Genomic DNA, 25,801 nt, shown 5'->3' with positions numbered 1-25,801 from the left:
CCGGCTTTACGCGCGCACCACCGTCTTCAAGTAGTTATACGCCTTGATGATCTCGATCAGGCGATCTTCCGTGGAGCGGTCGCCGCCATTGGCGTCGGGGTGATGCTGCTTGACCAGCGCCTTGTACTTGGCCTTGACGTCATCGAGCGTCGCCGCGGCGCCAAGTCCCATCACCTGGAGCGCCTTGCGCTCGGCGTTCATGACCTTGCGCGTTTCCGGCTTGGCCTCTTGCGCGCCGCCGGGGCCCGGCCGCCAGCGGCCGCGGCCGTTGAGTTCGCTGAACATATGGAACGGATCGGAGGCGCCGGCGATATCGCCCTCGCCTTTCTTGGCGCCATTGGCGCCCATCTTCCAGGTCGGGCGATGGCCGGTCAGCGCGTCCTTCTGGTAACGCGCGACGTCATCCGGATTCATGCCCTGGAAGAAATTGTAGGACTGGTTGTACTCGCGGACATGGTCGAGGCAGAAATGCCAGTACTCGCGCGAATTCTCGCGCCCCTTCGGCGCGCGGTGGGCGCCCTTGTTCTGGCATCCCGCCCATTCACAGGCCATCGCTTCGGCACCCGTCTGCGCCTGGCGCTTCGCACTCACCTTGGTCGGCTTGATGCGAATGGAGTCGAAGAATTTGGATGAATCAATTGGCATGCTGTCTTTGACTACGCAACGCTTCGGGCTTCAAGTCTTGACATTGCGAAACCGCTCACTCCCGGGACGCCATTGACGAAAATCGATGGCAGACGTATTGCCGCCACCATGAACACCAAAGCCATTATCACAAACAAGTTGCGCGAAGCTTTCTCGCCAGAAAGCCTCGACGTGTCCGATGAATCGCATCTTCATGAAGGCCATGCCGGCCACAGGCCCGGCGGCGAGACACATTTCAGAGTGTATATTGTGTCCGATGCCTTCAAAGGAAAGAGCCGGATCGAGCGCCACCGCATGATTAATTCAGCGCTGGCGCCGGAACTGGCCGGCGGCGTGCACGCGTTGGCGATCAAGGCGCAGGCTCCCGGAGAAACCACCTCGTAGTTGTACGGTAAGCGGCTCCCGACTCCCTCGCAAACCGGAGGCTGGGCAGACAAGCAAATTTGATTAAAAAGCCTTCTTGATCAAAACGCCTTGCCGGCACGCCTGGGCATCTTTTCGGCGACCTCGGCCTCACGCGGCACCGCGACGATTCGAAGCGCCGTAATGCGGTTGCGCTCACGTCGCAACACACGGAAACGGAAGCCGTGGAAGGTGAAGCTCTGGCCCCGGTCGGGGATCGAGCGCGCCTCGTGGATCACGAGACCTGCGACCGTCGTCGCCTCTTCGTCCGGCAGATGCCAGTCCATGGCCCGGTTGAGATCGCGGATCGGCACCGAGCCGTCGACGACCACCGAACCGTCGGGCTGGGCACGGACGCCGGCGACGACGACATCGTGCTCGTCGGAAATATCGCCCACGATCTCTTCCAGAATATCTTCCAGCGTCACCATGCCCTCGACCTCGCCGTACTCGTCGACAACGAGCGCGAAGTGAGTCTTGCGGCGGCGGAATGCCTTGAGCTGTTCGGAAACGGGACGCATCTCCGGCACGAACCAGGGCGGCAGCATGATGGTGGAGACATCGATCTTGGACGTGTCGCCGTCGGCGGCGCGGATGGCGCGCAGGAGGTCCTTGGCGTGCAGGACGCCGATGATGTTTTCCGGCTTTTCGCGCCACAGCGGAATGCGCGTGAACTCGGTCGCGAGCACCTCGCGCACGAGTTCTTCCGCCGGAAGGTCGGCATTGATCATCACCATTTCGGTGCGGTGAACCATCACATCGGAAACCTGAAGCTCGCGCAGATCCAGCAATCCACCGAGCATATCGCGGTCCTGCTTCTCGACCTTGCCTTCATGATGAAGCAGATCGACGGCGCCGCGCAGCCGCTCGAATGGCGACAGGATTGGCTGATTGTGGTGCGCCGCAACGCCGAACAACCGCAACAATAGCCGCACGACAGCTTCGACGACCGTGACCAGCGGCCCGAGCAGGAACATCATGGCCCTCATGGGCCGCGCCACGGCCAGTGCGACGCGATCTGGCGCATTGATGGCGATGGTCTTCGGCAACACCTCGGCGAAGATCACAACGAGCACCGTCATCACGGCGGTGGCATAGAGCACACCGACTTCGCCGAACCACGCCGTGAAGATGCCGGTTGCCAGCGCCGAGGCGCCGATGTTGGCGATGTTGTTGCCGAGCAGGAGCGCCCCGATCAGGCGCTCGCGCATCGCCGACAGGCTCGATACGATCGCGGCGTCTTGATTGCCCTGCTTCGACAGCCGCAACATGCTGGCGCGCGACGCGCCGGTCAGGGCGGTTTCGCTGCCGGCGAAAAACGCCGACACCAGCAGGCAGAACAGGACGATGGAAAACGTGATCCAATCCATGCGCGTCTACTTGTTTGGCCGGGCCAGTGTCCCGGTTCTGACATTCGTATTATATCGCAGCGGGCACTCTTGCGAATGTCAGAACCAAAGGGACACTCGTAAATATATGGATCTAGTGTGGCTTTGACCCTGACGTTCCTTCGAAGAACTCGCTGCAAAACTGAAGGAACGTCAGTGTCGCCACACTAGTACCGCCGATCTGAAGTCCCTGCACCACAAGCGGCGAGTTCGATCAGGGACCTCAGATCGATAATGCGGTACTAGAATTAATGAGTTTGCTAGTGCCCATGACTTTCCGAAGTTCGTGAACGGTGTGTGCTGAGGTGTAACACGAACTTCGGAAAGTGGGCACTAGCGCCGGCGTTCCAGCTTCACCTTGAGAAAATCACGAACCAGTGACGGCTCGACGTCAGGTGCGATGACGGCGCGGCCGATCGCCTCAAGCAGGATGAAGGTGAGGCGGCCGCGCTTGACCTTCTTGTCCTGCGCCATCAGCGCCATCAGCGCATCCGCATCGGCCAAACCTTCCTGGGTAAAGCCTGCAATATCCTGCAACGCCGTCGGCAAGCCGACGTCGGCCAGATGGTGCTTGATACGGATGGCGTCGCCGTCCGCAATCATCCCGAGCTGCGCCGACAACTCCGCCGCCAGCACCATGCCGACGGCAACGCCTTCGCCATGAAACAGCCGGTCGGAGAAGCCGGTCGCGGCTTCGAGCGCGTGTCCGAAGGTATGTCCGAGATTGAGAAGCGCGCGCTCGCCATTCTCGCGCTCGTCGCGCGCCACGATCGCGGCCTTGGCGCGGCAGGAGGTCGCGATCGCATGCTCGCGCGCAGCATTGCCCGAAAAGATATCGGCATGATTCGTTTCCAGCCAGGCGAAGAACGCTTCGTCACCGAGCAATCCATACTTGGCGACCTCGGCATAGCCGGCGCGGAACTGGCGCGGTGACAACGTATCGAGCACGGCGGTATCGGCGACCACCAGCACCGGCTGGTGGAACGCACCGATGAGATTTTTTCCCTGCGGTGAGTTGATGCCGGTCTTGCCGCCGACGGAAGAATCGACCTGCGCCAGCAGCGAGGTCGGCACCTGCACGAAATCGACGCCGCGGCGAAGAATCGCGGCCGCAAAGCCGGCGAGGTCGCCGACCACGCCGCCACCGAGCGCGACGACGAGATCGTTACGCTCGATCCTGGCCGCGATCAAAGCCTCGCTCACCTTTTCGAGGACGGCGTAGCTCTTGGAGCCCTCGCCTTCCTCGACGATGACGTGAGACGTCGCAATTCCGGCCTCGGTCAGCGAGGCTTCGGTCTTTTTGAGCCAATGGCCCGCAACGGTGCGATCGGTGACGATGGCGGTGCGCACCCCCGGCCGCAACGCCGCTACTCGCCTGCCAAGCGTGGCCAGAACGTCGCGGCCGATCACGATGTCATAGGCACGATCGCCGAGCGCGACGTCGACATTGATGAGGTCGGTGTGTTTCAGCGGCGCGGTCATGGCGCAGCACCCAAACTATCATCGCCTTGCGTGGCGCGGCCGTCGCGAAGCTTTTCGTACAGTGCTTCGAGGCACTCGTCGACGATCTTGTCGTGCGGAACATCGCGTGACCAGATCGTCACGTCGGCCTGGCCATAGAGCGGCTCGCGCTCCTTCACCAGACGCTCGACGGTGGCCTCGGGGTCTGCGGTCTGGAGCAAAGGGCGATCGGAGCGCCGCTTCACTCGCCGCATGATCACGTCGGTATCGACCTTGAGCCAGATCGAAACCGCCTTCGTGCGAATCCGCTCGCGCGTCTCGTCCCGCATGACGGCGCCGCCACCGGTCGCTATCACCGCCGGTCCGTTGTCGAGCAGCCGCGCGATCACGCGGACCTCGCCGTCGCGGAAATAGGGCTCGCCGTACTTTTCGAAAATGTCGGGGATCGGCAGGCGGTGGGCCTGCTCGATTTCGGCGTCGGCATCGAGGAACGGCAACCCGAGCCGGGCCGACAGCCTGCGTCCGATGGTCGATTTGCCGGCCCCCATCATTCCGACCAGCACGATCGAACGCGCGCCCAGCGCGGCCGCGATCTCGGCTTCCTGGGTGGTACTGACGGCACTGGGCAAGGCAATATCGGGCATTTCTTCAATCGGCAGAGTTGGCTAGCGAGCGACCATACTACCGCCGCTCATACCGTTGCTAGGGATAGCGATAAACCCTTGCAACGAAATGTCGAACATGGTGGTAGTCAAGTCAGGCCAGTTCCGATGAATTCAAGGTTAATTTGCCTGGTGGTCCGATTCTAGCGTCCGCGTCCCCTCGCAACGGCCAGATGGGTAGCGAATGTCAGATCCACGCCACCAGTCGAGGCGACTGAATCAGACCCCTGTCACATGCCGAGCCTGTTCCGCTTTTTGACCGTGGTCGCGATCATCGTGGGGGTCGTCTACGGGACAATCTTTGCGCTGGCGAACTTCGTCAATCCGAAGCCTCGCGAAATGACCATCAACGTGCCGCCGGACAAGTTCCTCAAGAAGTAAGTGCGGCTGGCGGCGGCCGCTTGGTGTGGCGGGAGAGGGTTCGTCAAGGATTTGCGAGTTAGGGTTTGCCAATGCGCGCCAAACCTTCCGACGCCAGGCTGATCGACCTGTTCCTCGACATGCTCGCCGCCGAGCAAGGCGCGGGCGCCAACACGCTCGATGCCTATCGCCGCGACCTGACCGATCTTTCAGCTTTCCTCGCCGGCGAAAGCGAGAGCTTTGCCGGCGCCGAGACCCAATCCTTGCGCGATTATCTCGCCGACCTCGACACCAGAGGATTCAAGTCGTCCAGCGTAGCGCGTCGGCTGTCGGCGATGCGGCATCTGTTTCGTTTCCTGCTCAACGAGCGGATTCGCGCCGACGATCCGGCGGCGATCTTGTCGGGACCCAAGCGCGGCCGCGGCCTGCCCAAGGTGCTCTCGATATCCGACGTCGATCGCCTGTTGACGCGCGCCAAGGCTTTGGCGGAGGAAGCCGGCACTTCGTCTCAGGAGCGGCTTCGCGCGATGCGGCTTTATTGCCTGCTCGAGGTGCTTTACGCCACGGGCCTACGTGTCTCCGAACTGGTGGCACTGCCGGTGTCGGCCTCACGCAGCGACGCCCGCATGATCGTCGTGCGCGGCAAGGGCAACAAGGAGCGGCTGGTGCCGCTCAACGAGGCATCGCGCCACGCGATGGCCGACTACCTTGCGGCGATGGAGGCGCTTAAAGGTTCAAGGGCGAAAAATGCTGTCGTTTCGAAATGGCTGTTTCCTTCCTTCGGCGAAAGCGGGCATCTGACGCGGCAGCATTTCGCACGCGACCTGAAGGAGCTCGCCGCCGCCGCGGGCCTCGCGCCGCGGCTGGTGTCGCCGCACGTGCTGCGCCACGCATTCGCCAGTCATCTTTTGCACAACGGCGCCGATTTGCGCGTGGTGCAAACGCTGCTTGGTCACACCGATATTTCGACGACCCAGATCTATACCCACGTGGTCGAGGAGCGGCTGAAGAGCCTGGTGCGCGATCTGCATCCGCTATCCGAGGGATAGCGCATGCGCTTGCCCCCAGCGGCCCGATCCACACACCCCCCGGGCGAACTTCTTGACTTCGGTCGCGTCTCCCCCGAAAGAACTTTTCCGCTCGCTTCCCTCCGCCTGCTTCGCCGAAGGGAATCATCGCTGACGCTGGAGCGTACGCTAACTATTTGATAGCGCGCGCTTTCTTCGCGCAACCCGGGAGTCACTTCGCTCCAGGGTGGCTTTCTCCCTATATTGTCTTGATGCCGGATCACATGCGCAGCTACCTCGATTTCGAAAAGCCGGTCGCCGAACTCGATTCCAAGATCGATGAATTGCGCGTGCTTGCAGCGTCCGGCAGCGACATCGGCGAGGAGATTTCGCGGATCGAGGACAAGGCCGCGCAGGCGCTGGCCGACCTCTACGCCAACCTGACGCCGTGGCAGAAGACGCTGGTCGCGCGCCATCCGCAGCGACCGCATTTCACCGATTTCATCGCCGGATTGATCACGGAATTCACCCCGCTCGCCGGCGATCGCAAGTTCGCCGAGGATGAGGCGCTGGTCGGCGGCTTTGGCCGTTTCCGTGGCGAGAGCATTTGCGTGATGGGCCAGGAAAAAGGCGCCAGCACCGACTCCCGCATCAAGCACAATTTCGGCATGGCGCGCCCGGAAGGGTATCGCAAGGCGGTGCGGCTGATGGAGATGGCGGATCGCTTCGGCATTCCCGTGCTGTCGATCGTCGATTCCGCCGGCGCCTATCCCGGCATCGGCGCCGAGGAACGCGGACAGGCCGAGGCGATTGCACGCTCGACCGATGCCTGCCTTTCGCTGGGCGTGCCGAATGTCGCGATCATCACCGGCGAGGGCATGTCCGGCGGCGCGATCGCCATCACCACCGCCAATCGTGTCCTGATGTACGAGCACGCGATCTACAGCGTGATCTCGCCGGAGGCCGCCTCCTCGATCCTGTGGCGCGACGGGACCAAGGCCCAGGAGGCCGCTACCAACATGAAGATTACCGCCCAGGACATGCTGCGATTCGGCGTGATCGACCAGATCCTCAAAGAGCCGGTCGGGGGCGCTCATCGCGACCCGGCTATTATGATCGCCAACACGGGCGATGCGATCTCCCAGGCGCTGGGCGAGCTCAAGCAGATGGACGCCGACGCGATCCGCAGGCAACGGCGGCAGAAATTCCTCGATATCGGCCGGAAGCCGTTCTGAGGCGGCGCTTTTTTGGCGATTCATACCAAGCTCCGCTGCCGCATTCTCTCCAAATTTCCGCCCTTTTGGCCGCAATTTGGCCTTTGGCGGCTTGTTTAGATTCGGTTCACTATGCGCATCGGCGCATGGGTCGCGCAGGCATCCCCGGCTTGCGACGGCGGGGCCTTTAAGGATAAACTTTTATTCAATGGCTTCAGGGCATCGACGCTGGTTTGGGGTGCGAGATTTGCCTGTTGGGTGTGGAGCTTTGCATTGATTCGTGGCTCGTTGGTTCGCGCGCTCATGACATCTGTCGCGCTGTCGGCAGGTGCGCTTCTTGCCGGCTGCAATAGCGACGAGATTGGTTCGCTCGCCACCAACGCCAAGGCCAACCAGCCCGTCCCGCCCAAACTGCTCGCGGCGATGGTCGAAAAGAACATGGATCTGCAATCGCCGATCCTGGTCCGGCTCTTCAAACAGGAAGCCGAGCTCGAGGTCTGGAAGCAGGACCGCACCGGCCGCTTCGCGCTGTTGAAGACCTATCCGATCTGCCGCTGGTCGGGCGATCTCGGACCGAAGGTCCGCGAAGGCGACCGCCAGGCCCCGGAGGGTTTCTATGCGATCACGCCGGGGCAGATGAATCCGACGTCGGCCTATTATCTCTCCTTCAACACCGGCTATCCGAATGCCTATGACCGCTCGCTCGGCCGTACCGGCTCGGAGCTGATGGTCCATGGCGACTGCTCGTCGCGCGGCTGTTACGCGATGACCGACGAACAGATCGCGGAAATCTACTCGCTCGGCCGCGAGTCCTTTTTCGGCGGCCAGAAGTCGTTCCAGTTCCAGGCCTATCCGTTCCACATGACCGCGCTCAACATGGCGCGCCATCGCAACAGCCCGCACATGGCCTTCTGGAAAATGATCAAGGAAGGCAATGATCATTTCGAAGTGACGCGGCAGGAGCCGAAGGTCGATTTCTGCGAGAAGAAATACGTCTTCGACGGCGTCAAGCCGCCGGACGCCAAGCGCGACCCGGTGTTTGAAGCCTCGTCCAAATGCCCGGCCTATGTGATCCCGGATGAGGTCGCGCAGGCCGTGCGCGAGAAGCAGCAGGCCGACGACGCCGAATTCGCCAAGCTGGTTTCCAAGGGCACGCCGGTGGCGCAGCTCAACACCGGCATCGATGGCGGCATGCATCGGGTGTTCGCGGCCAGGGTTCCGAACGGTAACACCGGCCTTTCGGAAGCGGGCCCAACTCCGTCGGTCTTCAATCCGCCGGAACGCGCGCCCGGCACCATCCCGCTAGACCACGTCAATCCGCCGCGCGGGTCCGTGACTTCGCCGGATGAGCCGCTGACGGCTTCGCTCTCGTCGTCTTCGACGCGGGTCGCGTCAGCACCAAGTGGCGAATCGGAAGGCTTCTTTTCCAGCCTCGCCCGCAAGTTCGGTGGCACCGCGTCGGCGGATGCGACCGCCGCCGACCCGACACCGCCGCCGATCCCGGCCAAGCCGAAGGTCGCCGACGTCAAGCCGTCGAAATCGGCCAAGACGGAAACCAAACAGGCTTCCGCCAAGCCACCGCTCAAGCCGGCGGTGACTGAAACCGCCGCCGCGGCCCCTGCTCCGGCTGCCACGCCAGCGCCCGCGCAACCTGCTCCGAGTCTCGTGGCTGGCGCCCAGCCGATCGTATCGACGAGCTCGTTCGACAGCCGCTTCTCGGCGACGAAGTAACTTCGCGTCTCACGCTTCCTCTGCACATCTTCGATGCGCGATCCCACGCGATCGCGCTTGAGGGTTGTCATTCCCGCATGATGTTTTCGGAAAACCGGTTCCCACTTTTCCGGATCATGCGTTAGTCTTCCCGGACAAACAACAACACCGGATCGTCCTCGCCGATGGCCGGTCAAAAACGGGAGATGGCAATGGCCAAAGCGGAAACACCCGGCCTGCACCGCCGCCGATTTCTCAAAGGGGTGGTCGCAGCCGGCGGAGCCACGATGGCCGCGCCGACCGCATCCCGGGCGCAGACCGCGCCACCCGCCAAAGCGAATGCGACGATGCCCACGGCGGCGGATCAAGCCAAAGAACGAGGGCGGCCGCCGGATCTTGAGCAACTGACGACGGAGAAAACCGGCTCCGACTTCATGGTCGACGTCTGCAAGACACTAAATATCGACTACATGGCGTCCTGCCCCGGCTCGACCTTCCGCGCCTTACAGGAAAGCTTCATCAACTACGGCGCAAACAAAAAGCCGGAATGGCTGACCTGCCTGCACGAGGAAGTATCGGTCGGAATGGCGCATGGCTACGCCAAGGTGGCCGGCAAGCCTATGGCGGCGATCATGCATGGCACCGTCGGCACGCAGCATGCCTCGATGGCGATCTACAACGCCTATTGCGATCGTGTTCCGATGCTGCTCTTCACCGGCAATGCCGGCCCTGTCGAAGAGCGGCGGCCGGGGGTCGAGTGGTTCCACAGCGTGCAGGATGGCGCGGCCACCGTGCGCGACTTCGTCAAGTGGGACGATTACCCGATGTCGTTGCAGCATTTCGCCGAGTCGACGGTGCGCGGTTATGCGCTTTCCTGCGCTCAACCGCCCGGACCCGTCTTTATCGTCGCCGACGGCAAGCTTCAGGAAGATCCGCTCGAAGAGCATGAAGCGCGCAGACTCAAGATCCCACGCTTGACGATACCTGCGCAGACCGCAGGCGATCCGAACGCACTGCGCGAGGCCGCCAAGATGCTGGTGGCCGCCGAAGCGCCGGTCATCATTGCCGATCGCTATGCGCGTTCGCAAAGCGCGATGGAGAATCTGGTGCGGCTGGCCGAGCTGTTGCAGGCGCCGGTGATCGACAACCGTGCGCGCATGAACATGCCGAACACGCATTACCTCTGCCAGTCGGAGCGCGCGGGCTCGTTGATCGCGCAGGCCGACTGCATCCTCTCGCTCGAGCCGGTCGACCTTTTCGGCCAGCTCAACACCATGCGCGATCAGCTCTGGCGCACCGACTCGCCGCGGACCAAGCCGGGGGTAAAGGTCATCAGTATCTCGACGCACGATCTGCTGGTGCGCGCGAACTATCAGGATTTCCAGCGCTATACCGCGACTGATCTCAGCATCACGGCGGACGCGCAAACCACGCTGCCTTTCCTGATCGAGGCCGTGCAGCGCGAGACATCCTCGAGCGGCAAGAACGCCAGCGAGATGCGCGGCGAAAAGCTGCGTCAGGCCTACCACAGCACACTGGAACGCGCGCGCACCGAGGCGACCTTCGCATGGGACGCCAAGCCGATCTCGACCGCGCGCCTCTACATGGAGCTGTGGGCGCAAGTGCAGAAGGAAGACTGGGCGCTGGTTGCCGACGGCGACTTTTCGTCCCGCTGGCCGCATCGGCTGTGGCCGCTGGAAAAACATTACCGCTTCATCGGCGGCTCGGGCGCCTATGGTGTTGGCTATCAGCCGGTCGCAGCGTTAGGCGCGGCGCTGGCCCATCGTGACGCCGGCGGCGGCCGCGTCGTGATCAATGTCTGCGGCGACGGCGAGTTCAACATGGCGCCGCATACAATGTGGACCGCCGCACATCACAACATCCCCTACCTGACGATCATCCAGAACAACCGCGCCTATCATCAGGAGATCATGCACGTGCAGCGCATGGCGAACCGGCACAATCGCGGCATACGCAACACGCCGATCGGCACCACCATCGACAATCCGAACATCGATTACGCGAAGATCGCGCTTGGCTATGGCGCGCTCGGCATCGGGCCGATCGAAGACCCCAACGATCTGGCCGACGCGTTCCGCAAGGGCATCGCTGCCGTGAAAGCCGGTCAGCCCGTGCTGATCGACGTCATCACGCAGCCACGTTGAGGGTGCAAACGATGAAGAACTTCAGCCTCACGCTTGTGACCCTGACGCTCACGGTTGGCGCTGCGGCGGCCCAGCAAGCGGGCGCCCCTTTCGGCAACATCGAACACGGCAAGGCGCTCTATCAAGAGACCGGATGCTATCAGTGCCACGGTCTGGCCGGCCAGGGCGCCCCTATGACGGGGCCGCGCGTGTCGCGCACCGAATTTCCGTTCGACGGGTTCGTCAATCAGCTCCGTCATCCCGCCAACCAGATGCCGCCCTATGAGGCGGCCGTGATCTCCGACCAGGATGCGGCCGACATCTACGCCTACTTGCGGCAAATGCCGGCCCCGCCGGACCCCAACAGCATTCCGCTGCTCAAGGTGGCGCGTTAGGCGCGTAAAGTCTCGGAGGGATGGTGGCGTGAGGGCCTTAACCCTCACGCATACTTGCCGTGGCAGTGCTTGTACTTCTTGCCTGAGCCGCACGGACAATCCTCGTTGCGGCCGACCTTGCCCCAGGTCGCCGGATTCTTCGGATCGCGATCAGCAGCCGCCGCCGGCACCAGCGAGGCGTTGGCGAAAGCCATTTCATCTTCGCCGGTATTCGGATCGAGCTTGTGCGCCTCCATCGCCGGCAGCTCCGGCTGCTGGTTTTCGGGCGGCACGATCTCGACGCGCATCAATTGCGCCGTCACGGCCTCGCGCAGATGCGCGATCATGGCTTCGAACAGGCTGAAGGCTTCCGACTTGTATTCCTGCAACGGATCGCGCTGGCCGTAACCGCGCAGGCCGATCACCTGGCGCAGATGGTCGAGCATGACCAGATGCTCGCGCCAGAGATGGTCGAGCGTCTGGAGCAGGATGGTCTTTTCGACGTAACGCATGACGTCGGGGCCCCACTGAGCCACCTTGGCCGCCATGTGCTGGTCGACGTGGTTCTCGATCCGGGTCAGAAGCTCTTCGTCGGCGATGCCTTCTTCCTTGGCCCACGCGTCGACCGGCAGATCGACGTCGAGCACGCGCTTGAGCTCTTCCTTGAGGCCGGCGACGTCCCACTGCTCGGCATAGGCGTGTTCCGGCACATGCTTGGTCACGACGTCCTCGACGAAGGCATGACGCATGTCGGTGACGGTCTCGGCGACGCTTTCGTCTTTCATCAGATCGACGCGCTGATCGAAGATCACCTTGCGCTGGTCGTTCTGGACGTTGTCGAACTTCAAAAGGTTCTTGCGGATATCGAAGTTGCGGGCCTCGACCTTCTGCTGCGCCTTTTCCAGCGCCTTGTTGATCCAGGGGTGGATGATCGCCTCGCCTTCCTTCAGGCCGAGCCGCGTCAGCATGCTGTCGAGCCGGTCGGAACCGAAAATCCGCATCAGGTCGTCTTCCAGCGACAGGAAGAATTTTGAGCGGCCCGGGTCGCCCTGACGGCCGGAGCGGCCGCGAAGCTGGTTGTCGATGCGGCGGGATTCATGGCGTTCGGAGCCGATGATGTAGAGTCCGCCCGGCTTGGTCACGGTCCTGGCCGGCTTCGAGCCCTTGGCCGGTTCGATTTCGATGGTCTCCTCGGCCTTCAGCACGATGTCGCGGAAGCGTTCGACGTCGGCCTTGATCTGTTCGATCTTGGCATTGCGCTCGGCTTCGTCGGTAATGCCCGCCGTCTCGTGCTGGATGCGCATGTCGAGCGAGCCACCGAGCTTGATGTCGGTGCCGCGGCCGGCCATGTTGGTGGCGATCGTGATCGCGCCGGGAACGCCGGCTTCCGCCACGATATAGGCTTCCTGTTCGTGGAAGCGCGCGTTCAGTACTGCAAACAGCTTGGCCGGCTTGCCGGCGCGTGCGGCCGCGTAAAGCTTCTCCATCGCCCTTTCGTTGCCGAAGTCGATCTGCTTGTAGCCGTTCTTCTTGAGGTATTCGGCCAGCACTTCGGACTTTTCGATCGATGCGGTACCGACCAGCACCGGCTGCAAGCGCGAATTCGCACGCTCGATCTCGGCAAGGATCGCGGCGTACTTCTCGTTCTGGGTGCGGTAGACCTCGTCGTCTTCGTCGAGACGCGCGACCGGCAGGTTGGTCGGGATTTCGACCACGTCGAGCTTGTAGATGTCGAACAACTCGTCGGCTTCGGTGGCCGCGGTGCCGGTCATGCCGGACAGCTTCGCGTACATCCGGAAATAGTTCTGGAAGGTGATCGAAGCCAGCGTCTGGTTTTCGGGTTGTACCGTCTGGTGCTCTTTCGCTTCGAGCGCCTGATGCAGGCCTTCCGAATAGCGCCGGCCGGGCATCATGCGGCCGGTGAACTCGTCGATAATCACGACTTCGTCGTCGCGAACGATGTAGTCCTTGTCGCGCGTGAACAGCGTATGCGCGCGCAGCGCCTGGTTGACGTGGTGGACGACCGAGACGTTCTCGACGTCGTAGAGCGACTCGCCCTTGAGCTGACCGGCGTCGCGCAGCAGCGTTTCAAGCTTCTCCATGCCGCCTTCGGTGAGCGTCACCGTGCGCTGCTTCTCGTCGACGTCGTAATCGGCCTTGTCGAGCTTCGGGAAGAAGGTGTCGATGGTGTTGTAGAAATCCGAACGGTCGTCTAGCGGACCGGAAATGATCAAGGGCGTACGCGCTTCGTCGATCAGGATCGAGTCGACTTCGTCGACGATGCCGTAGAAGTGCCCGCGCTGGACCATGTCCTCGAGCCGGTACTTCATGTTGTCGCGCAGATAGTCGAAGCCGTATTCGTTGTTGGTGCCGTAGGTGATGTCGCAGGCGTAGGCTTCCTTGCGCTCGGCATCGTCGAGACCATGGACGATCACGCCGGTGGTCAGGCCGAGGAACGAGTAGATCTGTCCCATCCAGGAGGAGTCGCGGCGGGCGAGGTAATCGTTGACGGTAACGACATGGACGCCCTTGCCGGCGAGCGCGTTGAGATAGACCGCCAGCGTCGCCACCAGCGTCTTGCCTTCGCCGGTTTTCATCTCGGCGATGTCGCCCTCGTGCAGCACCATGCCGCCGATCAGCTGCACGTCGAAATGACGCTGGCCAAGCGTGCGCTTGGCTGCCTCGCGCACCGTGGCGAAGGCCGGGACCAGGATGTCGTCCAGCGTCTTGCCTTCGGCGAGCTCTTTGCGGAATTCCGCGGTGCGCGCCTTCAGCGCTTCGTCGGAAAGTGCGGCGACCTCCGGCTCCAGCGCGTTGATGGCATCGACGCGGGACTGATATCCTTTGACCCGCCGATCATTTGCGGAACCGAAAAACTTGCGGGCGAGCGCGCCGATCATGCCAACTTCCTGTTTTAGCTTCGGCAGAGCTGCCGTGATGTGGTCCGCCGGATGGGACTGCCTATCAACTCATCGTGACGCGCGAAGGTCCGGCCCTGACCGGGTTCGTCGTCGAATAAGTGGGAGTTCGGCAGTCCGGGGTTCAACGGCCAAAACGCTGGAAAATTAGCGTTATAGCCATTGACTCAGGTTGGGCAGAGATATGGCTGGCCCAAAGGCTTGTCAACGCCGCCAAAGGTGCGCGATCCCGCGCCCCCACGGAGGGGCAACAGCCCCTCATCCCGGGGTTGTCGGACTGTCATATCGCGGGGCGGAAGGGTGTTCACTATCCGGACCTGTCGGGGCTTCCGCGGCCACGGAAAGTCTCATCATGACACCGGCCACCAAGGCCCCCCGCATTTCCGCAATTTCATCATTTTGACAGACTTTTCGCGTTGCCAAGGCGGCGTGATTGGGCGAGTGTCGCGCGGCTTTAGGGCATGGTCCGGAAGAGTGGAAACCGGTTTTCCAACGAGATCATGACCCAGGAAAATGGCCCCCGCCGCAACAGCCATACGGCTTTCGAGATAAGGATTTTCCATGACTACTTCGTCATCAGACGCGAAACGTGGTGCGCACGTCCGCTTTGCCGCCGCCACCTGCGTACTTGCGATTTCCCTGTTCGCGAGCCTGCCGCTCCGCGCTGAAGATGCCAACCCGGTGCTTGCCAAGGTGAACGGCGCCGAAATCCGCCAGAGCGATGTCGCGCTCGCCGAGGAAGAGCTCGGGCCGAGCCTCGCGCAGATGGATCCTGCGACCAAGAAGGAAAACGTGCTGGCCTTCCTGATCGACATGAAGATCGTCGCCAAGGCCGCGGAAGACAAGAAGATCGAGGATCGCCCGGACTTCAAGGCGCGTCTGTCTTTCGCCCGCAACCGCCTGCTGATGGACAATCTGCTCGCAGCGGAAGGCAAGGCGGCGACCACCGATGATGCCATGAAGAAGGTCTATGACGAGGCCGCCAAGCAGATCTCGGGCGAGCAGGAAGTGCATGCACGGCACATCCTGGTCGAGAGCGAAGACGAGGCCAAGGCGATCAAGGCGGAGCTGACCAAGGGCGCCGACTTCGCCGAGCTCGCCAAGAAGAAATCGAAGGACCCGGGCGCGGCCGATGGCGGCGACCTCGGCTTCTTCACCAAGGACCAGATGGTGCCGGAATTCTCCGCCGTCGCGTTTGCGCTCGAGCCGGGCAAGATTTCCGACCCCGTGAAGTCGCAATTCGGCTGGCACATCATCAAGGTCGAGGAAAAGCGCAACCGCCAGGCGCCTGACTTCGCCCAGGTCAAGCCCCAGATCGAAACCTACGTGACCCGCAAGGCGCAGGCCGAATACGTCGCCAAGCTCCGCGAAGCCGCAAAGGTCGAGCGCATGGACCAGGCCTCCAACACGCCCGCTCCGGACGCGGCCAAGCCGGTCGACTCGAAGATGGCGCCGGCGAAGAAGTAAATCGACTTCACGGCGAAATTTCAGTATTTGACGTCATGCCCGGCCTCGTGCCGGGCATCCACGTCTTAGGACCTTGTTCACGGCACTGAAGACGTGGATGGCCGGAATAAATCCGGCCATGACGATCCAACTTCCGTTTCAGGATAAGGCGTCCCATGTCCTCGACCGTCTCTCCCCTCGCCCCGACCGACGTCCCCGAGATGCCCGCGATTGCCGGCGTAAAGCTCGCGACCGCGGCGGCCGGCATCCGTTACAAGGGCCGCACCGACGTGCTGCTCGCGATCATGGAAAAAGGGACGACGGTCGCCGGCGTCTTCACGCGCTCCAAATGTCCCTCCGCGCCGGTCGAGTGGTGCCGCGCCAAGCTTGGCCGTGGCCAGGCCCGCGCGCTGGTGGTCAATTCTGGCAACGCCAACGCCTTTACCGGCAAGACCGGCCGTCAGTCGACGGCGCTGACGGCTTCGATTGCGGCAAAAGCGGTCGGCTGCCAGCCCGGCGACATTTATCTGGCGTCGACCGGGGTGATCGGCGAACCGCTCGACGCCACGAAGTTCGACGGCGTGCTGGACGATCTTGCGGCGAAGACCGCGCCCGAAGGCTGGATGGACGCCGCACGCGCGATCATGACGACCGACACCTTCCCGAAGGTCGCGACCGCAACGGTCAAGCTCGGCAAGGCCAAGGTGACGATCAACGGCATGGCCAAGGGCGCCGGCATGATCGCGCCCGACATGGCGACCATGCTTTCCTTCGTTTTCACCGACGCGCCAATTTCAGCCGGCGCATTGCAATCGCTTCTGAAGGCGGGCGTCGAAGACAGTTTCAACGCCGTCACCATCGACGGCGATACCTCGACCTCCGATACGCTGCTCGCCTTTGCGACCGGCGCGGCCGCGGCCCACGGCGCGCCGAAGATCAGCCGCGCCAGCGATCCGCGCCTGAAGGCTTTCGTGAAGGCCTTTCACGCCGTGCTTGCGAACCTTGCCGAGCAGGTGGCGCGCGATGGCGAAGGCGCCCGCAAGCTGGTTGAGATCTCGGTCGAGGGCGCAGTGTCGAAAGCATCGGCCCGCAGGATCGCGATGTCGATCGCCAACTCGCCGCTGGTGAAGACGGCGATCGCGGGCGAGGACGCCAATTGGGGGCGCGTGGTGATGGCGGTCGGCAAGGCCGGCGAGCCGGCCAATCGCGACAAGCTCTCGATCGCGTTCAACGGCATCCGCGTCGCGCAGCGCGGCGCGCGCGATCCGTCTTATGACGAAGCGGAAGTCTCGAACGCAATGAAGCAGCCGAAGATCGCCATCAAGGTTGCGCTCGGCCTCGGCAAGGGCCGTGACCGCGTGCTGACCTGCGATCTCACCAAGGAATATGTCGCGATCAACGGCGACTACCGGTCGTGATGATCACGACCGGTATGCGTCGCGGCGCTTAGTTGGTGAGGTGGGCTGTCATCAGCGCGTGCTTGAACATGGCTTGAAGCGAAGTCGTGATGTCTCCCGGCGTATTGGCCGTATACATGAAGCCTGGCGATGCGCAGTTCGTCAGGGCGGTACTGATGCCCGGAGGACCGTTGATGTTGTTGTTGGCGAAATCGTCCTCGTCATTGGCGAAAGACGCGTTCACCGGATTGATCGTCTGGTAGGGAATATAGAGCACCGAAATCACGATGCCCCGGCCCTTGATGGTCGTGCAGATGTTCGGAAACTGATTGCTGATATCGCCAAGCGTGACCGCGTGATTGCTGCCGGACCAGTTTCCATTTGGAACGCCTTTGCTTTGCGGATCCTGCGCACCATCCGTGATGAGGAATATGTAGGGCAGCGTGTTATTCGAATTGCTGCCAGTACCCACGCTCGTGATCAGGGTGTTCAGCGAGTTAAGCCCCACGTCAATATGCGTGCCTCCGGAGCCGAGGGCTGTATTCATGTTAGTGTCGAGCTCTTGGGCGAGGTTTTGGGCCTGGTAGTTGATCGTGCCCGGGGTGTTGGGATTGGCGTTGATGGTGGAGGTCAACGGTGCATAGCTCGTATCCATCTTCGTGATGAAGGGATAAAGCCCGATCCGGAATTGTTGGGGCACCTGCATGTACTGAGGATTGACGGCCGTCGCGAACAGACCGTCGATACCGTTCACGGCTTGCGTGGCGTTCAAGGCGACGCCGACCGCGTCGAGCCGCAGCTGGATGCACGCATCCGTTCCCGCGGTCGGGCAGGACGTGACCGCAGGCAGGCTCCACGTGGTGCTCGCGGAATTACCGGTAATAAACGAATTCGGGCCGGTCATCGAATTATTGAGGGTGGGGAGCATGGCGACTGGTAAGCCCGGAACTTGCTTCGGCACTGGCGGCCCGCTCCCTCCCAGCTGTGATGGCGTCGCATTGAGAAGCGTCGAAAGCGCGCTCTGGCTCACGCGGGAGTAGATGTAGCCCATGCAATAGTTATTCGTGTTGTATTGCTGGGTATACGACGTGACGGTGGTCGCCGGATTGGGCGGTGGCGCGGCCGGGGCAGTCACGGGTGGATCGACGCACGCGCTCTTTTGGGGCGCGAAATGGCAGGCCAGGGTGCAACCCGTGCGATACTGGACCCAGTTGTCCGGGTTGATCGTTTGCATGCGCTTTGCATCGCCCCCGTTGGGGGTCGTCGTCGACGGCAAGCCCATCGATCCCGAGACGTCCAGCGCCACATAGAAATCGAGATAAAGCGGCAGTGACGCAGATGCGCTCGAGCTTCCTTGCACCACCAGCGAGTTAAAGCCAACCACGTTCATGAAGGTGGTTGGCACAGTGGCATTGAACTTGACGGTCGAGGTGAGGCCCGCACCCGTCTTTGTAACGGTGGCGTTGGTCAGCGAGGTATTCAAGCTGAACAGATTATTGGAAGCGGCCTGCTTGTAGACCGTGTAGACGTTGCCGTAGAAAATATTCATGGCGTCGGTCTGGGCGGTCGTGACCGCGCCGTTACCGGTCATCTGCGACGCGGCCAGCCAGCCCTGGGAGTTCTGCGAGATCGAAGCGACTGCCGCGGCATCCGCCGCCGATTGCAGTTTGGCCTTCATCCGCGACGCTTCCGAATAGTCGACCGCGACTCCGACCGCGGAGATGATGGGTATAACGGCGATACCGAAGATCACGGCAATGTTGCCGCGCTGATCGGTGCGGAAACGCTTCATCAAGCCGGAAAAAATGTGCATGGGGCTCGCCTGTCTGGATTAACTCCCCTACTGGTCTATTGGCTGGGAATTAAATTCAGCTTATTGCGATGGAAAAATCGCGGGCCTAATAGGGTTAACAAATCCTTTCCACATCCTGCGAGACGTGCACTTTCCCGAAAGCCGGCAAGAGATGTCTGACATCAAATTGACTCTGGTCGTGGCCTGCGCCCTGATCGATGCCGACAGGCGCGTGCTCATCGCGCAGCGGCCGGCAGGCAAGGCGATGGCCGGCTTATGGGAATTTCCGGGTGGCAAGCTTGAGCCCGGCGAGCGGCCGGAAGCCACGCTCATTCGCGAACTCCATGAGGAGATCGGCATCACCGTGAAGGAAGCGTGTCTTGCGCCGCTTACCTTTGCGAGCCACGCCTATGATGACTTCCATCTCTTGATGCCGCTTTATATTTGCCGCCGCTGGGAAGGCCAGGTGATTGCGCGCGAGGGCCAAAATCTCGCTTGGGTGCGCGCCAATAAACTGCGCGACTACCCGATGCCGCCCGCCGACATCCCGCTGATCCCGTATCTGACCGACTTATTGATGTGAGTTAAGTTCTCGTCATACGCTGGTTTGCAGCCCCGAAACGTCGGCGGCCGAGCGAGCCAGTGGCCTGGGCGAAGCGTTGGCAGAGACGAGGCCGCGCATCCATCAAATTTCCAAAAGATTCTCGCGAGTCGGATGAATTGCCGGTTCAAGCCCGGCAATGACGGCTCGGATGACCCAGATTGATGGATTTGATTTCAGGGACCCGTCGGGCAGGCCGGTGCCGTGGCGGGCGGAACGATAGCCGGTACCGAGGGATAGAACACGCAGGTCGACTGTCGCGGCAACGCATAGGCGATATCACTCAGCGAGATGCCTGAATTCCCCATCACTCCGAAGAAGCCAAACGTCGGCGTGTAGAGGGTGTTGACCTCGCTGACAATGATATACTGGTTCTGAAGGATCGCATGCGTCGTCGGATCCGTAGCGATCATGCTCGGCGGAAGAGCGGTAAACTGCGACTGGAGGCCGCGTGGCGCAGATCCCCAGCTCCACTGGACATAGGCGTTGCCCGTTGTTGGATTGATGTACAACTCCGAAATCGTCATATTCGGCGCTGGATAGGTGGGTTGCACATAGGGCACCATGATCAAGTTGGCCGCACCGATGTAGTTGGTCAGATCGGCAACGGAGGCCGTCGCCCCCTGCGACGTCAGGTTCGCAATGGTGCGCGCCACCAGCGAAACCTTGCGGTCAATGGCCAGGCCAGAGGCAAATTCGACCGTCGCGAATAGCAGTACCAGCATCAGCGGGACGATCATCGCGAATTCGACGGCGGCAATGCCGCGACAATCCCTGAAAAAGGTCGCGACCGCAATGCATCTGCGCATGCAGGTCTTCGTGGCTCCCCTCGCAAAGCTCATGTCGCGCAAACCCCGGTGTAAGGCTCGTTGCGGAAGGCCGCGGTTGCACTGAGCAAGCGGATACCGCCGCTCAGATTTGAGATGTTGTAGCCGAGCCCGGTGACGAACATCTGCCACGGATAATAGAGCGTGACGGTGACGACGCTGCACGACGTGCCGGGGTTGAATTTGAGCTTGGTGGGGTCGTAACTTCCGTTCGTCACGGGATTTGTGATGGCTAGATTCGAGAATTGCGCCGGATCGCTCTCAACATCGACGCCGATGGTGTTGCAGTTAAACAGGGGCTGGGACTGCTTGCAGATGACCTGGGTCGTGAATTGCGCCGAGGTATAGCCCGCGGACTGGGATTGCCCGGTCAGGATCTGGCGCGCCGCGTCCTGCGCGACGCTTTCGAGGACCTGGCTCGCAAAGAACATGATCGCGGTTTCGATGACCGCAAACAGCAGGGCGAAGAAGACCGGCGCAACCAGCGCGAATTCGACCGCCGCCGATGCCCGGCTATTGCGGCCGAAGCGGCGGAAGATATTTGCTTTGGCGTTTGGCGCAGCGGACGGTGGCATCGAGACGACTCGCACGGGTGGCAATTGACCGGTCGTCGGACAATAGTGAAAAGTTATTGTCGAAATGTTTTAGGCGACGGCGCAGGGGCGCCGGTCTCGTTAACCGCGCGTTAATGTGGCGGCGCGGGAGGACCAGAATCCGGGCTAAGTCCGAGTCACCAAGCTGCGCGACTACGAGATGCCGCCGGCCGGTATTCCGCCGACCCCGCATCCGATCGATCTGTTGACGTAGGCCTTTTAGTCGCTCGAAGAGCTTCGCTTCACCGCTTCAGCGAGACTTATCTTCGCCGATCCCGGCTTGAGCGGTTTGGGCTGGCTCTCGTGCGGCGCCCAGCCCGACAGCCAGATGATGTCGAAGGTGGCGCGGATGCGGCCATCAGGATCGGCGAAACGTTCGCGGTAGATTTCCGCCGTCCGCAACATGGTGGCGCGGCGGGTCGGCATCCGCCGCCTCTCAACGAGGATATTGGTCGCCGCCATTCGCCGCAAATCGTGCATCAACGCGAACGCATTGTCGTAGCGCACGACGATGCGGTCGACATCGGTGACCGGAAGCGCAAGGCCCGCACGCTGCAACAGCGCGCCGACCTCGCGCAGATCGGCAAATGGCGCCACGCGCGGCGATATCCCGCCTTCCAACTCGGCTTCCGCCGCCGCGAACGACTGCCGCAATTCGGTGAGCGTGTCGCCGCCGATCATCGCGGCCATCAACAATCCGTCGGGACGCAGGGCGCGGCGGATCTGCGCCAGCACGCCAGGCAAGTCATTGACGAATTGCAAGGCGAGCGCGGAAACGACGAGATCGAGCGATAGCGCTTCAAGCGCAAGTGGCTCGGATTCCTGCGCCGGCAGATCGGCTCGCACATAGCGATCGAAGCGCTTCGAGAGGGTTTTGGCGACCTGGTCACCCGGCGTGCCGACTTCGGCCACGCTTTTGAAATCGCGCAACACGGCATTGAGGCGATCGGCCATGTCTTCCGCGGCGCGATCCAGCAGAAAGGTCGCGGTCCCCAGCCTTTGTGCCCGCTGGAGGCGGGCGCGCAGCAAGTCGCGGTCAAACAGACGGGGCGCAGCAGCCGGTTTCGAAGCCATGCGGGTTGGTACGCGCTTGCTTTTCGACTCGCAATCCGAGCCATTTTGGGGCTTAATAGACTCTTAATAGATACTTTTATGTACCCCAGTTAAGGGCTAGCGTTTTTCATGGCCACAGAAAAAGCCGAAACCGACCGGGTTCCAGTCACCTTGGCCCTTTCGACCATCACCTATCTCGAAAAACTGGTCAGACAGGGAACCCACGGGACTAGCGTACCGGGCGTAGCGAGGACCCTGATCGAGGAGGGTATTCGTCTCGCCATCAAGGACGGGCTGCTTTCGATCCGCGACAACGGCAAGAGCACGTAACGCGGCACTCGGGACGGATCGGCAACTGGGAGGCCTTGGGGGAGCCGGCGTGACGGCTCATACTTTTTGGACTTTTCAAATGCCCGACAACACCTGGACCACCGAGCGCATCGAGCTTCTCAAACAGCATTTCGCCGCAGGTCTCTCATGCCGCGAAATCGCCAACGAAATCGGGGTGAGCCGTAACGCCGTCATCGGCAAGCTTTCGCGCCTCAGTCTGACCCGCGAAAAGAAGCCGATGTGCCGCCGGGAGAACGCGAAGCCGGGCCGCTCACGATCGGTACCCAGGTTGCAGTACCGGATTTTGCGAAAGCTGTTCGCCGAGGCAACGCCGGCGGAAGAGAGCGACGATACGATCCGCAGCGAACAGCACTGTTCCCTGTTCGAGCTGAGCGAGGAAAGGTGCCGCTGGCCGATCAATCACCCCGGCGAAGAGGGCTTCTGTTTTTGCGGCAACCCGCCGCTGGGCGGCCTGCCCTATTGCGCCGGCCACAGCCGGCTTGCCTATCAGCCAGGCTCTCGCCAGCGCGCGGCGCGAGGGTAATCAGCTAAATCGATGCCACGCCCCAGCCCAAGATGACGCGGGTGGCCCGCCAGAACCAGATATCGCCGTCGTGGGCCGCCTGAATGCTGAAAATCCGCTTCTTCCAAAGCGGATCGTGGCGGAAGCGGATATTCTCCAACTTGAACTCGGCCTGTCTTTGTTTCCACGCCTTGACCCAGGCGAGATGCGCCTCGTCGAGTTGCTGGCGAAGTCTGGAAACTTCGATTTGATAGGGCTGAGGGAAAAGAACTTGAAGCATGGTGATGCGGCTTCACGGTCAGACGACGGTCACATCTAGCTGGCGCGCGCTTGCGATTTGGCAAGATCGGCACTGCTACTCAGCATGATGCTGTTGCCGCTTGAGCACAGACACGCCCGACGTTACCTTGACCACTAGCCATGGACGCCGAGCCAACCTCATCATCCCGCTCCATCCCGGCGCGCCTTGCCGGCGTGCTTTCTGCGTGTCGGGACGCATGGTCGCATGCCTCAAAACTGGCGCTCGACGTCGCGCTGCCGTCCTTATGCGTGGCCTGTCGCGAGCCGGTCGAGGGCGAAGGCGTCTGTGCCGATTGCTGGGCCAAGCTCTCGTTTATCGCGCCGCCGTTCTGCCCGCGCCTCGGCATTCCCTTTGTGTACGACCCCGGACCCGACATGCTCTCGATGGAGGCAATCGCCAATCCGCCGGCCTATGCGCGGGCCCGCGCGGCCGTGCGCTATGACGACGTGGCGCGAACGCTCGTGCATGCCTTGAAGTACCAGGACCGCACGGATCTGGCGCCGGCGATGGGCGGCTGGATGGCGCGGGCCGGCCGTGAATTGCTCGGCGAGGCGGATGTTCTCGTTCCCGTGCCGTTGCATTGGCGGCGCGGATGGAGCCGCCGCTATAACCAGTCAGGCGCACTTGCACGCATCATCGAGCGTCACACCGGCGTTACCGTCGCGGCCGAGGCGCTGCGCCGGATCCGTCCGACCGAGCAGCAAATCGGCCTGTCGCGGCCGCAACGGGCCAGCAACGTCCAGGGGGCGTTCAAGGTCGCGCCTGATCGGCAACATCTCGTCGCGGGCCGCCGCGTGGTCCTGATCGACGACGTGCTGACGTCAGGCGCGACGGTAGATGCCTGCGCACGAGCACTTTTGCGCGCCAAAGCCAAAGCCGTTGACGTGCTGGTCTTTGCCCGGGTTGTGGACGGCCACCGAACTCCCATATAATCGCGGATATTATCTCATTTGGTCGTCTTACCGGACTGAGCGCGCGATGGCTGCTGCAATTGAAATCTACACCCGCCCCGGCTGCGGTTACTGTACCGCGGCCAAACAGCTGCTGACGCGCAAGAAGGCCGCGTTCACCGAGCTCAGCATCTCGAACGATCCCGCTTTCCGCGAACAGATGTACGACCGCGCTGGCGCCGGCACTACCTTTCCGCAGATTTTCATCGGCCAGACCCATGTCGGCGGCTGCAACGAGCTCTACGCGCTCGACCGCGCCGGCAGGCTTGACGCCTTGCTCGCTGGCGAAGAGGCCACCTCATGAGCGCCGATCATTCCTTTACCGCCGCCATGGTGCAGATGCGCACCGGCCTGTTGCCGGAGCAGAGCCTCGAGCAAGGCATCAAGCTGATCCGTCAGGCCGCGGCCCAGGGCGCGGACTATGTGCAGACCCCTGAAGTCAGCAACATGATGCAGCTGAACCGCAAGGCGCTGTTCGAGCATCTCGCCGACGAGGCCGACGATCTTTCGCTGAAAGCCTATCGCGCGCTCGCGGCCGAACTGAAAATCCATCTGCACATCGGCTCGCTGGCGTTGCGCGCCACGAGCGAACGCGCGGTCAACCGCTCGTTCCTGATCGGCCCCGACGGCGGCGTGATCGCAAGCTACGACAAGATCCATATGTTCGATATCGATCTGCCGGGCGGCGAGAGCTATCGCGAATCCGCCAACTATCAGCCCGGCGAGACCGCCGTCATTGCCGACCTGCCCTGGGGGCGCATCGGGCTGACGATCTGCTACGACGTTCGCTTCCCGGCGCTCTATCGCGCGCTTGCCGAAAGCGGCGCATCGTTCCTGACCGTGCCTTCCGCCTTTACCCGAAAGACCGGCGAGGCCCATTGGCATACGCTGCTGCGCGCCCGCGCCATCGAAAACGGCTGCTTCGTATTCGCCGCGGCCCAGGCCGGGCTGCACGAGAACAAGCGCGAGACCTTCGGGCATTCGCTGATCGTCGCCCCCTGGGGCGAGGTGCTGGCCGAAGGCGGCATCGAGCCTGGCGTCTTCATGACGAAAATCGATCCCGCGCTGGTCGAGACCGCGCGCAAGACGGTGCCGTCGTTGCAGCATGGACGGCGCTTTTCCGTCGCCGATCCGAAATCCGGTCCTGACTACCTGCATGTGGTTCGGGGATCGGCATGATCCATTACAATTTGCGCTGCAAGAAGGGCCATGCTTTCGAAAGCTGGTTCCAAAGTTCGTCTGCTTACGAACAGCAGGAGCGGCGCAAGCTGGTGAATTGCCCGGTGTGCGGTTCGAGCGACGTCGAACGGGCCATCATGGCCCCGCAAATCGTGAGCAAGAAGGGCCGCGACACGGCACCTGCCGAGTCAGTACCCGCGGCGTCGCCGGCACCGGCCACTGAGGTGATCCCGCCTTCCCCGTCGACGCCGCTGTTGATGACGCAGGAGCGCGAGCTGCGCGCCAAGCTCAAGGAATTGCGCGACCACATCGTCAGCAATGCCGACAATGTCGGCGAGCGATTTCCGAACGAAGCCCGCAAGATGCATTATGGCGATATCGAGCATCGCCCGATCTACGGTGAGGCGTCGCCGGATGAAGCGCGCGCGCTGATCGACGAGGGCGTCGAGGTCATGCCGCTTCCGACGCTACCGGACGACCGGAACTAGATTCCGCGCCGGGAAGCGACGAATAGTCAACCGCTG

At 62.2% G+C, this 25,801-nt stretch carries 26 protein-coding genes; 16 read left to right on the top strand and 10 right to left on the bottom strand.

Annotated elements, in window-relative coordinates:
* Positions 1-6: 6 nt before the first annotated feature.
* Entirely contained in the window at positions 7-645 is a 639-nt protein-coding gene (locus BUA38_RS15300; protein WP_072818906.1) for a J domain-containing protein, read from the bottom strand.
* Between the two features lie 108 nt (positions 646-753).
* On the opposite strand from BUA38_RS15300, the gene BUA38_RS15295 reads away from it, so the two are divergent.
* Positions 754-1,029, top strand: a complete 276-nt coding sequence (locus BUA38_RS15295; RefSeq protein WP_072826142.1) for a BolA family protein — start codon at positions 754-756, stop codon at positions 1,027-1,029.
* Positions 1,030-1,109: 80 nt separating this feature from the next.
* Here BUA38_RS15295 and BUA38_RS15290 read toward each other — a convergent pair whose 3' ends face one another.
* The 3 genes from BUA38_RS15290 to BUA38_RS15280 all read right to left on the bottom strand — a co-directional run bounded on the left by BUA38_RS15290 (position 1,110) and on the right by BUA38_RS15280 (position 4,540).
* Positions 1,110-2,417 carry an HlyC/CorC family transporter gene (locus BUA38_RS15290; protein ID WP_072818904.1) on the bottom strand — a complete coding sequence of 436 codons (1,308 nt, stop codon included), beginning with the start codon at positions 2,415-2,417 and terminating at the stop codon, positions 1,110-1,112.
* 351 nt (positions 2,418-2,768) lie between these two features.
* Positions 2,769-3,917, bottom strand: a complete 1,149-nt coding sequence (gene aroB, locus BUA38_RS15285) for a 3-dehydroquinate synthase (protein ID WP_072818903.1) — start codon at positions 3,915-3,917, stop codon at positions 2,769-2,771.
* Complete coding sequence (locus BUA38_RS15280; protein ID WP_072818901.1) at positions 3,914-4,540, bottom strand: shikimate kinase; 627 nt, start codon at positions 4,538-4,540, stop codon at positions 3,914-3,916. Before BUA38_RS15280 ends, aroB begins: the two co-directional genes overlap by 4 nt.
* Positions 4,541-4,792: 252 nt before the next feature.
* Here BUA38_RS15280 and BUA38_RS15275 point away from each other — a divergent pair, with 252 nt between their 5' ends.
* From BUA38_RS15275 to BUA38_RS15250, 6 genes are all read left to right on the top strand, one after another.
* Entirely contained in the window at positions 4,793-4,939 is a 147-nt protein-coding gene (locus tag BUA38_RS15275) for a histidine kinase (RefSeq protein ID WP_072818900.1), read from the top strand.
* A gap of 71 nt (positions 4,940-5,010) precedes the next feature.
* On the top strand, positions 5,011-5,967 hold the full coding sequence (gene xerD, locus BUA38_RS15270; RefSeq protein WP_072818898.1) for a site-specific tyrosine recombinase XerD: 957 nt from the start codon (positions 5,011-5,013) through the stop codon (positions 5,965-5,967).
* Positions 5,968-6,197: 230 nt separating this feature from the next.
* Positions 6,198-7,160 carry an acetyl-CoA carboxylase carboxyltransferase subunit alpha gene (locus BUA38_RS15265; RefSeq protein ID WP_072818896.1) on the top strand — a complete coding sequence of 321 codons (963 nt, stop codon included), beginning with the start codon at positions 6,198-6,200 and terminating at the stop codon, positions 7,158-7,160.
* Between the two features lie 282 nt (positions 7,161-7,442).
* The gene (locus BUA38_RS15260; RefSeq protein WP_072826141.1) at positions 7,443-8,870 is read left to right on the top strand and encodes a L,D-transpeptidase family protein; all 1,428 of its coding nucleotides are present in this window, start codon (positions 7,443-7,445) and stop codon (positions 8,868-8,870) included.
* A 191-nt stretch (positions 8,871-9,061) separates the two neighbouring features.
* Complete coding sequence (locus BUA38_RS15255) at positions 9,062-11,014, top strand: thiamine pyrophosphate-binding protein (RefSeq protein WP_072826140.1); 1,953 nt, start codon at positions 9,062-9,064, stop codon at positions 11,012-11,014.
* Between the two features lie 11 nt (positions 11,015-11,025).
* Entirely contained in the window at positions 11,026-11,388 is a 363-nt protein-coding gene (locus BUA38_RS15250) for a c-type cytochrome (RefSeq protein WP_072818894.1), read from the top strand.
* Positions 11,389-11,432: 44 nt separating this feature from the next.
* Here BUA38_RS15250 and secA read toward each other — a convergent pair whose 3' ends face one another.
* Positions 11,433-14,267, bottom strand: a complete 2,835-nt coding sequence (gene secA, locus BUA38_RS15245) for a preprotein translocase subunit SecA (protein WP_072818892.1) — start codon at positions 14,265-14,267, stop codon at positions 11,433-11,435.
* A 579-nt stretch (positions 14,268-14,846) separates the two neighbouring features.
* On the opposite strand from secA, the gene BUA38_RS15240 reads away from it, so the two are divergent.
* Complete coding sequence (locus tag BUA38_RS15240; RefSeq protein ID WP_072818891.1) at positions 14,847-15,752, top strand: peptidylprolyl isomerase; 906 nt, start codon at positions 14,847-14,849, stop codon at positions 15,750-15,752.
* A gap of 155 nt (positions 15,753-15,907) precedes the next feature.
* Positions 15,908-17,149, top strand: coding sequence for a bifunctional glutamate N-acetyltransferase/amino-acid acetyltransferase ArgJ (gene argJ / locus BUA38_RS15235; protein WP_072818889.1), 1,242 nt, complete (start codon positions 15,908-15,910; stop codon positions 17,147-17,149).
* Positions 17,150-17,177: 28 nt separating this feature from the next.
* Here argJ and BUA38_RS15230 read toward each other — a convergent pair whose 3' ends face one another.
* On the bottom strand, positions 17,178-18,920 hold the full coding sequence (locus BUA38_RS15230; protein WP_244553312.1) for a TadE/TadG family type IV pilus assembly protein: 1,743 nt from the start codon (positions 18,918-18,920) through the stop codon (positions 17,178-17,180).
* Between the two features lie 172 nt (positions 18,921-19,092).
* Here BUA38_RS15230 and mutT point away from each other — a divergent pair, with 172 nt between their 5' ends.
* The gene (gene mutT / locus BUA38_RS15225; protein WP_072818886.1) at positions 19,093-19,503 is read left to right on the top strand and encodes an 8-oxo-dGTP diphosphatase MutT; all 411 of its coding nucleotides are present in this window, start codon (positions 19,093-19,095) and stop codon (positions 19,501-19,503) included.
* A gap of 194 nt (positions 19,504-19,697) precedes the next feature.
* Here the strand turns inward: mutT and BUA38_RS15220 are convergent, their stop codons facing one another.
* From BUA38_RS15220 to BUA38_RS15210, 3 genes are all read right to left on the bottom strand, one after another.
* A complete protein-coding gene (locus tag BUA38_RS15220) occupies positions 19,698-20,330 on the bottom strand; it encodes a TadE/TadG family type IV pilus assembly protein (protein WP_072826139.1) in 633 nt (210 codons plus the stop codon).
* A gap of 29 nt (positions 20,331-20,359) precedes the next feature.
* Positions 20,360-20,923: a TadE/TadG family type IV pilus assembly protein gene (locus BUA38_RS15215; protein ID WP_072818884.1), complete on the bottom strand. Its 564-nt coding sequence runs from the start codon at positions 20,921-20,923 to the stop codon at positions 20,360-20,362.
* Between the two features lie 237 nt (positions 20,924-21,160).
* Positions 21,161-22,015 (bottom strand): methyltransferase domain-containing protein, encoded by an 855-nt coding sequence (locus BUA38_RS15210; protein WP_072818882.1) that lies wholly within the window; start codon positions 22,013-22,015, stop codon positions 21,161-21,163.
* A gap of 108 nt (positions 22,016-22,123) precedes the next feature.
* On the opposite strand from BUA38_RS15210, the gene BUA38_RS15205 reads away from it, so the two are divergent.
* Complete coding sequence (locus BUA38_RS15205) at positions 22,124-22,324, top strand: hypothetical protein (RefSeq protein WP_072818880.1); 201 nt, start codon at positions 22,124-22,126, stop codon at positions 22,322-22,324.
* 79 nt (positions 22,325-22,403) lie between these two features.
* A complete protein-coding gene (locus BUA38_RS15200) occupies positions 22,404-22,868 on the top strand; it encodes a GcrA family cell cycle regulator (protein WP_072818878.1) in 465 nt (154 codons plus the stop codon).
* 4 nt (positions 22,869-22,872) lie between these two features.
* Here the strand turns inward: BUA38_RS15200 and BUA38_RS15195 are convergent, their stop codons facing one another.
* Positions 22,873-23,127 (bottom strand): hypothetical protein, encoded by a 255-nt coding sequence (locus tag BUA38_RS15195; protein ID WP_072818876.1) that lies wholly within the window; start codon positions 23,125-23,127, stop codon positions 22,873-22,875.
* Positions 23,128-23,267: 140 nt separating this feature from the next.
* Here BUA38_RS15195 and BUA38_RS15190 point away from each other — a divergent pair, with 140 nt between their 5' ends.
* The 4 genes from BUA38_RS15190 to BUA38_RS15175 are packed head-to-tail and all read left to right on the top strand — an operon-like array spanning position 23,268 to position 25,765.
* Positions 23,268-24,080, top strand: coding sequence for a ComF family protein (locus BUA38_RS15190; RefSeq protein ID WP_072818874.1), 813 nt, complete (start codon positions 23,268-23,270; stop codon positions 24,078-24,080).
* 46 nt (positions 24,081-24,126) lie between these two features.
* Positions 24,127-24,402 carry a glutaredoxin 3 gene (gene grxC / locus BUA38_RS15185; protein WP_072818872.1) on the top strand — a complete coding sequence of 92 codons (276 nt, stop codon included), beginning with the start codon at positions 24,127-24,129 and terminating at the stop codon, positions 24,400-24,402.
* Entirely contained in the window at positions 24,399-25,277 is an 879-nt protein-coding gene (locus BUA38_RS15180; protein ID WP_072818871.1) for a carbon-nitrogen hydrolase family protein, read from the top strand. The genes grxC and BUA38_RS15180 overlap by 4 nt, the downstream gene beginning before the upstream one ends.
* The gene (locus BUA38_RS15175) at positions 25,274-25,765 is read left to right on the top strand and encodes a DUF1178 family protein (protein ID WP_072818869.1); all 492 of its coding nucleotides are present in this window, start codon (positions 25,274-25,276) and stop codon (positions 25,763-25,765) included. The genes BUA38_RS15180 and BUA38_RS15175 overlap by 4 nt, the downstream gene beginning before the upstream one ends.
* Positions 25,766-25,801: the final 36 nt, after the last annotated feature.

The sequence above is a fragment of the Bradyrhizobium erythrophlei genome, from assembly GCF_900142985.1.
GTDB classification, from domain to species: domain Bacteria; phylum Pseudomonadota; class Alphaproteobacteria; order Rhizobiales; family Xanthobacteraceae; genus Bradyrhizobium; species Bradyrhizobium erythrophlei_B.
This window is presented reverse-complemented; position numbering and strand designations above follow the sequence as displayed.

Excerpts from the sequence above, each read along its gene's own strand:
- BUA38_RS15220 (WP_072826139.1), bottom strand. The coding sequence starts at position 20,330 with ATGCGCAGATGCATTGCGGTCGCGACCTTTTTCAGGGATTGTCGCGGC.
- secA (WP_072818892.1), bottom strand. The coding sequence starts at position 14,267 with ATGATCGGCGCGCTCGCCCGCAAGTTTTTCGGTTCCGCAAATGATCGG.
- BUA38_RS15280 (WP_072818901.1), bottom strand. The coding sequence starts at position 4,540 with ATGCCCGATATTGCCTTGCCCAGTGCCGTCAGTACCACCCAGGAAGCC.
- BUA38_RS15180 (WP_072818871.1), top strand. The coding sequence starts at position 24,399 with ATGAGCGCCGATCATTCCTTTACCGCCGCCATGGTGCAGATGCGCACC.
- BUA38_RS15230 (WP_244553312.1), bottom strand. The coding sequence starts at position 18,920 with ATGAAGCGTTTCCGCACCGATCAGCGCGGCAACATTGCCGTGATCTTC.
- BUA38_RS15265 (WP_072818896.1), top strand. The coding sequence starts at position 6,198 with ATGCCGGATCACATGCGCAGCTACCTCGATTTCGAAAAGCCGGTCGCC.
- xerD (WP_072818898.1), top strand. The coding sequence starts at position 5,011 with ATGCGCGCCAAACCTTCCGACGCCAGGCTGATCGACCTGTTCCTCGAC.
- BUA38_RS15255 (WP_072826140.1), top strand. The coding sequence starts at position 9,062 with ATGGCCAAAGCGGAAACACCCGGCCTGCACCGCCGCCGATTTCTCAAA.
- BUA38_RS15295 (WP_072826142.1), top strand. The coding sequence starts at position 754 with ATGAACACCAAAGCCATTATCACAAACAAGTTGCGCGAAGCTTTCTCG.
- grxC (WP_072818872.1), top strand. The coding sequence starts at position 24,127 with ATGGCTGCTGCAATTGAAATCTACACCCGCCCCGGCTGCGGTTACTGT.
- BUA38_RS15250 (WP_072818894.1), top strand. The coding sequence starts at position 11,026 with ATGAAGAACTTCAGCCTCACGCTTGTGACCCTGACGCTCACGGTTGGC.
- BUA38_RS15290 (WP_072818904.1), bottom strand. The coding sequence starts at position 2,417 with ATGGATTGGATCACGTTTTCCATCGTCCTGTTCTGCCTGCTGGTGTCG.
- BUA38_RS15275 (WP_072818900.1), top strand. The coding sequence starts at position 4,793 with ATGCCGAGCCTGTTCCGCTTTTTGACCGTGGTCGCGATCATCGTGGGG.
- BUA38_RS15190 (WP_072818874.1), top strand. The coding sequence starts at position 23,268 with ATGGACGCCGAGCCAACCTCATCATCCCGCTCCATCCCGGCGCGCCTT.
- BUA38_RS15215 (WP_072818884.1), bottom strand. The coding sequence starts at position 20,923 with ATGCCACCGTCCGCTGCGCCAAACGCCAAAGCAAATATCTTCCGCCGC.
- aroB (WP_072818903.1), bottom strand. The coding sequence starts at position 3,917 with ATGACCGCGCCGCTGAAACACACCGACCTCATCAATGTCGACGTCGCG.
- BUA38_RS15240 (WP_072818891.1), top strand. The coding sequence starts at position 14,847 with ATGACTACTTCGTCATCAGACGCGAAACGTGGTGCGCACGTCCGCTTT.
- BUA38_RS15260 (WP_072826141.1), top strand. The coding sequence starts at position 7,443 with ATGACATCTGTCGCGCTGTCGGCAGGTGCGCTTCTTGCCGGCTGCAAT.
- BUA38_RS15200 (WP_072818878.1), top strand. The coding sequence starts at position 22,404 with ATGCCCGACAACACCTGGACCACCGAGCGCATCGAGCTTCTCAAACAG.
- BUA38_RS15210 (WP_072818882.1), bottom strand. The coding sequence starts at position 22,015 with ATGGCTTCGAAACCGGCTGCTGCGCCCCGTCTGTTTGACCGCGACTTG.
- argJ (WP_072818889.1), top strand. The coding sequence starts at position 15,908 with ATGTCCTCGACCGTCTCTCCCCTCGCCCCGACCGACGTCCCCGAGATG.
- BUA38_RS15300 (WP_072818906.1), bottom strand. The coding sequence starts at position 645 with ATGCCAATTGATTCATCCAAATTCTTCGACTCCATTCGCATCAAGCCG.
- BUA38_RS15205 (WP_072818880.1), top strand. The coding sequence starts at position 22,124 with ATGGCCACAGAAAAAGCCGAAACCGACCGGGTTCCAGTCACCTTGGCC.
- mutT (WP_072818886.1), top strand. The coding sequence starts at position 19,093 with ATGTCTGACATCAAATTGACTCTGGTCGTGGCCTGCGCCCTGATCGAT.
- BUA38_RS15195 (WP_072818876.1), bottom strand. The coding sequence starts at position 23,127 with ATGCTTCAAGTTCTTTTCCCTCAGCCCTATCAAATCGAAGTTTCCAGA.
- BUA38_RS15175 (WP_072818869.1), top strand. The coding sequence starts at position 25,274 with ATGATCCATTACAATTTGCGCTGCAAGAAGGGCCATGCTTTCGAAAGC.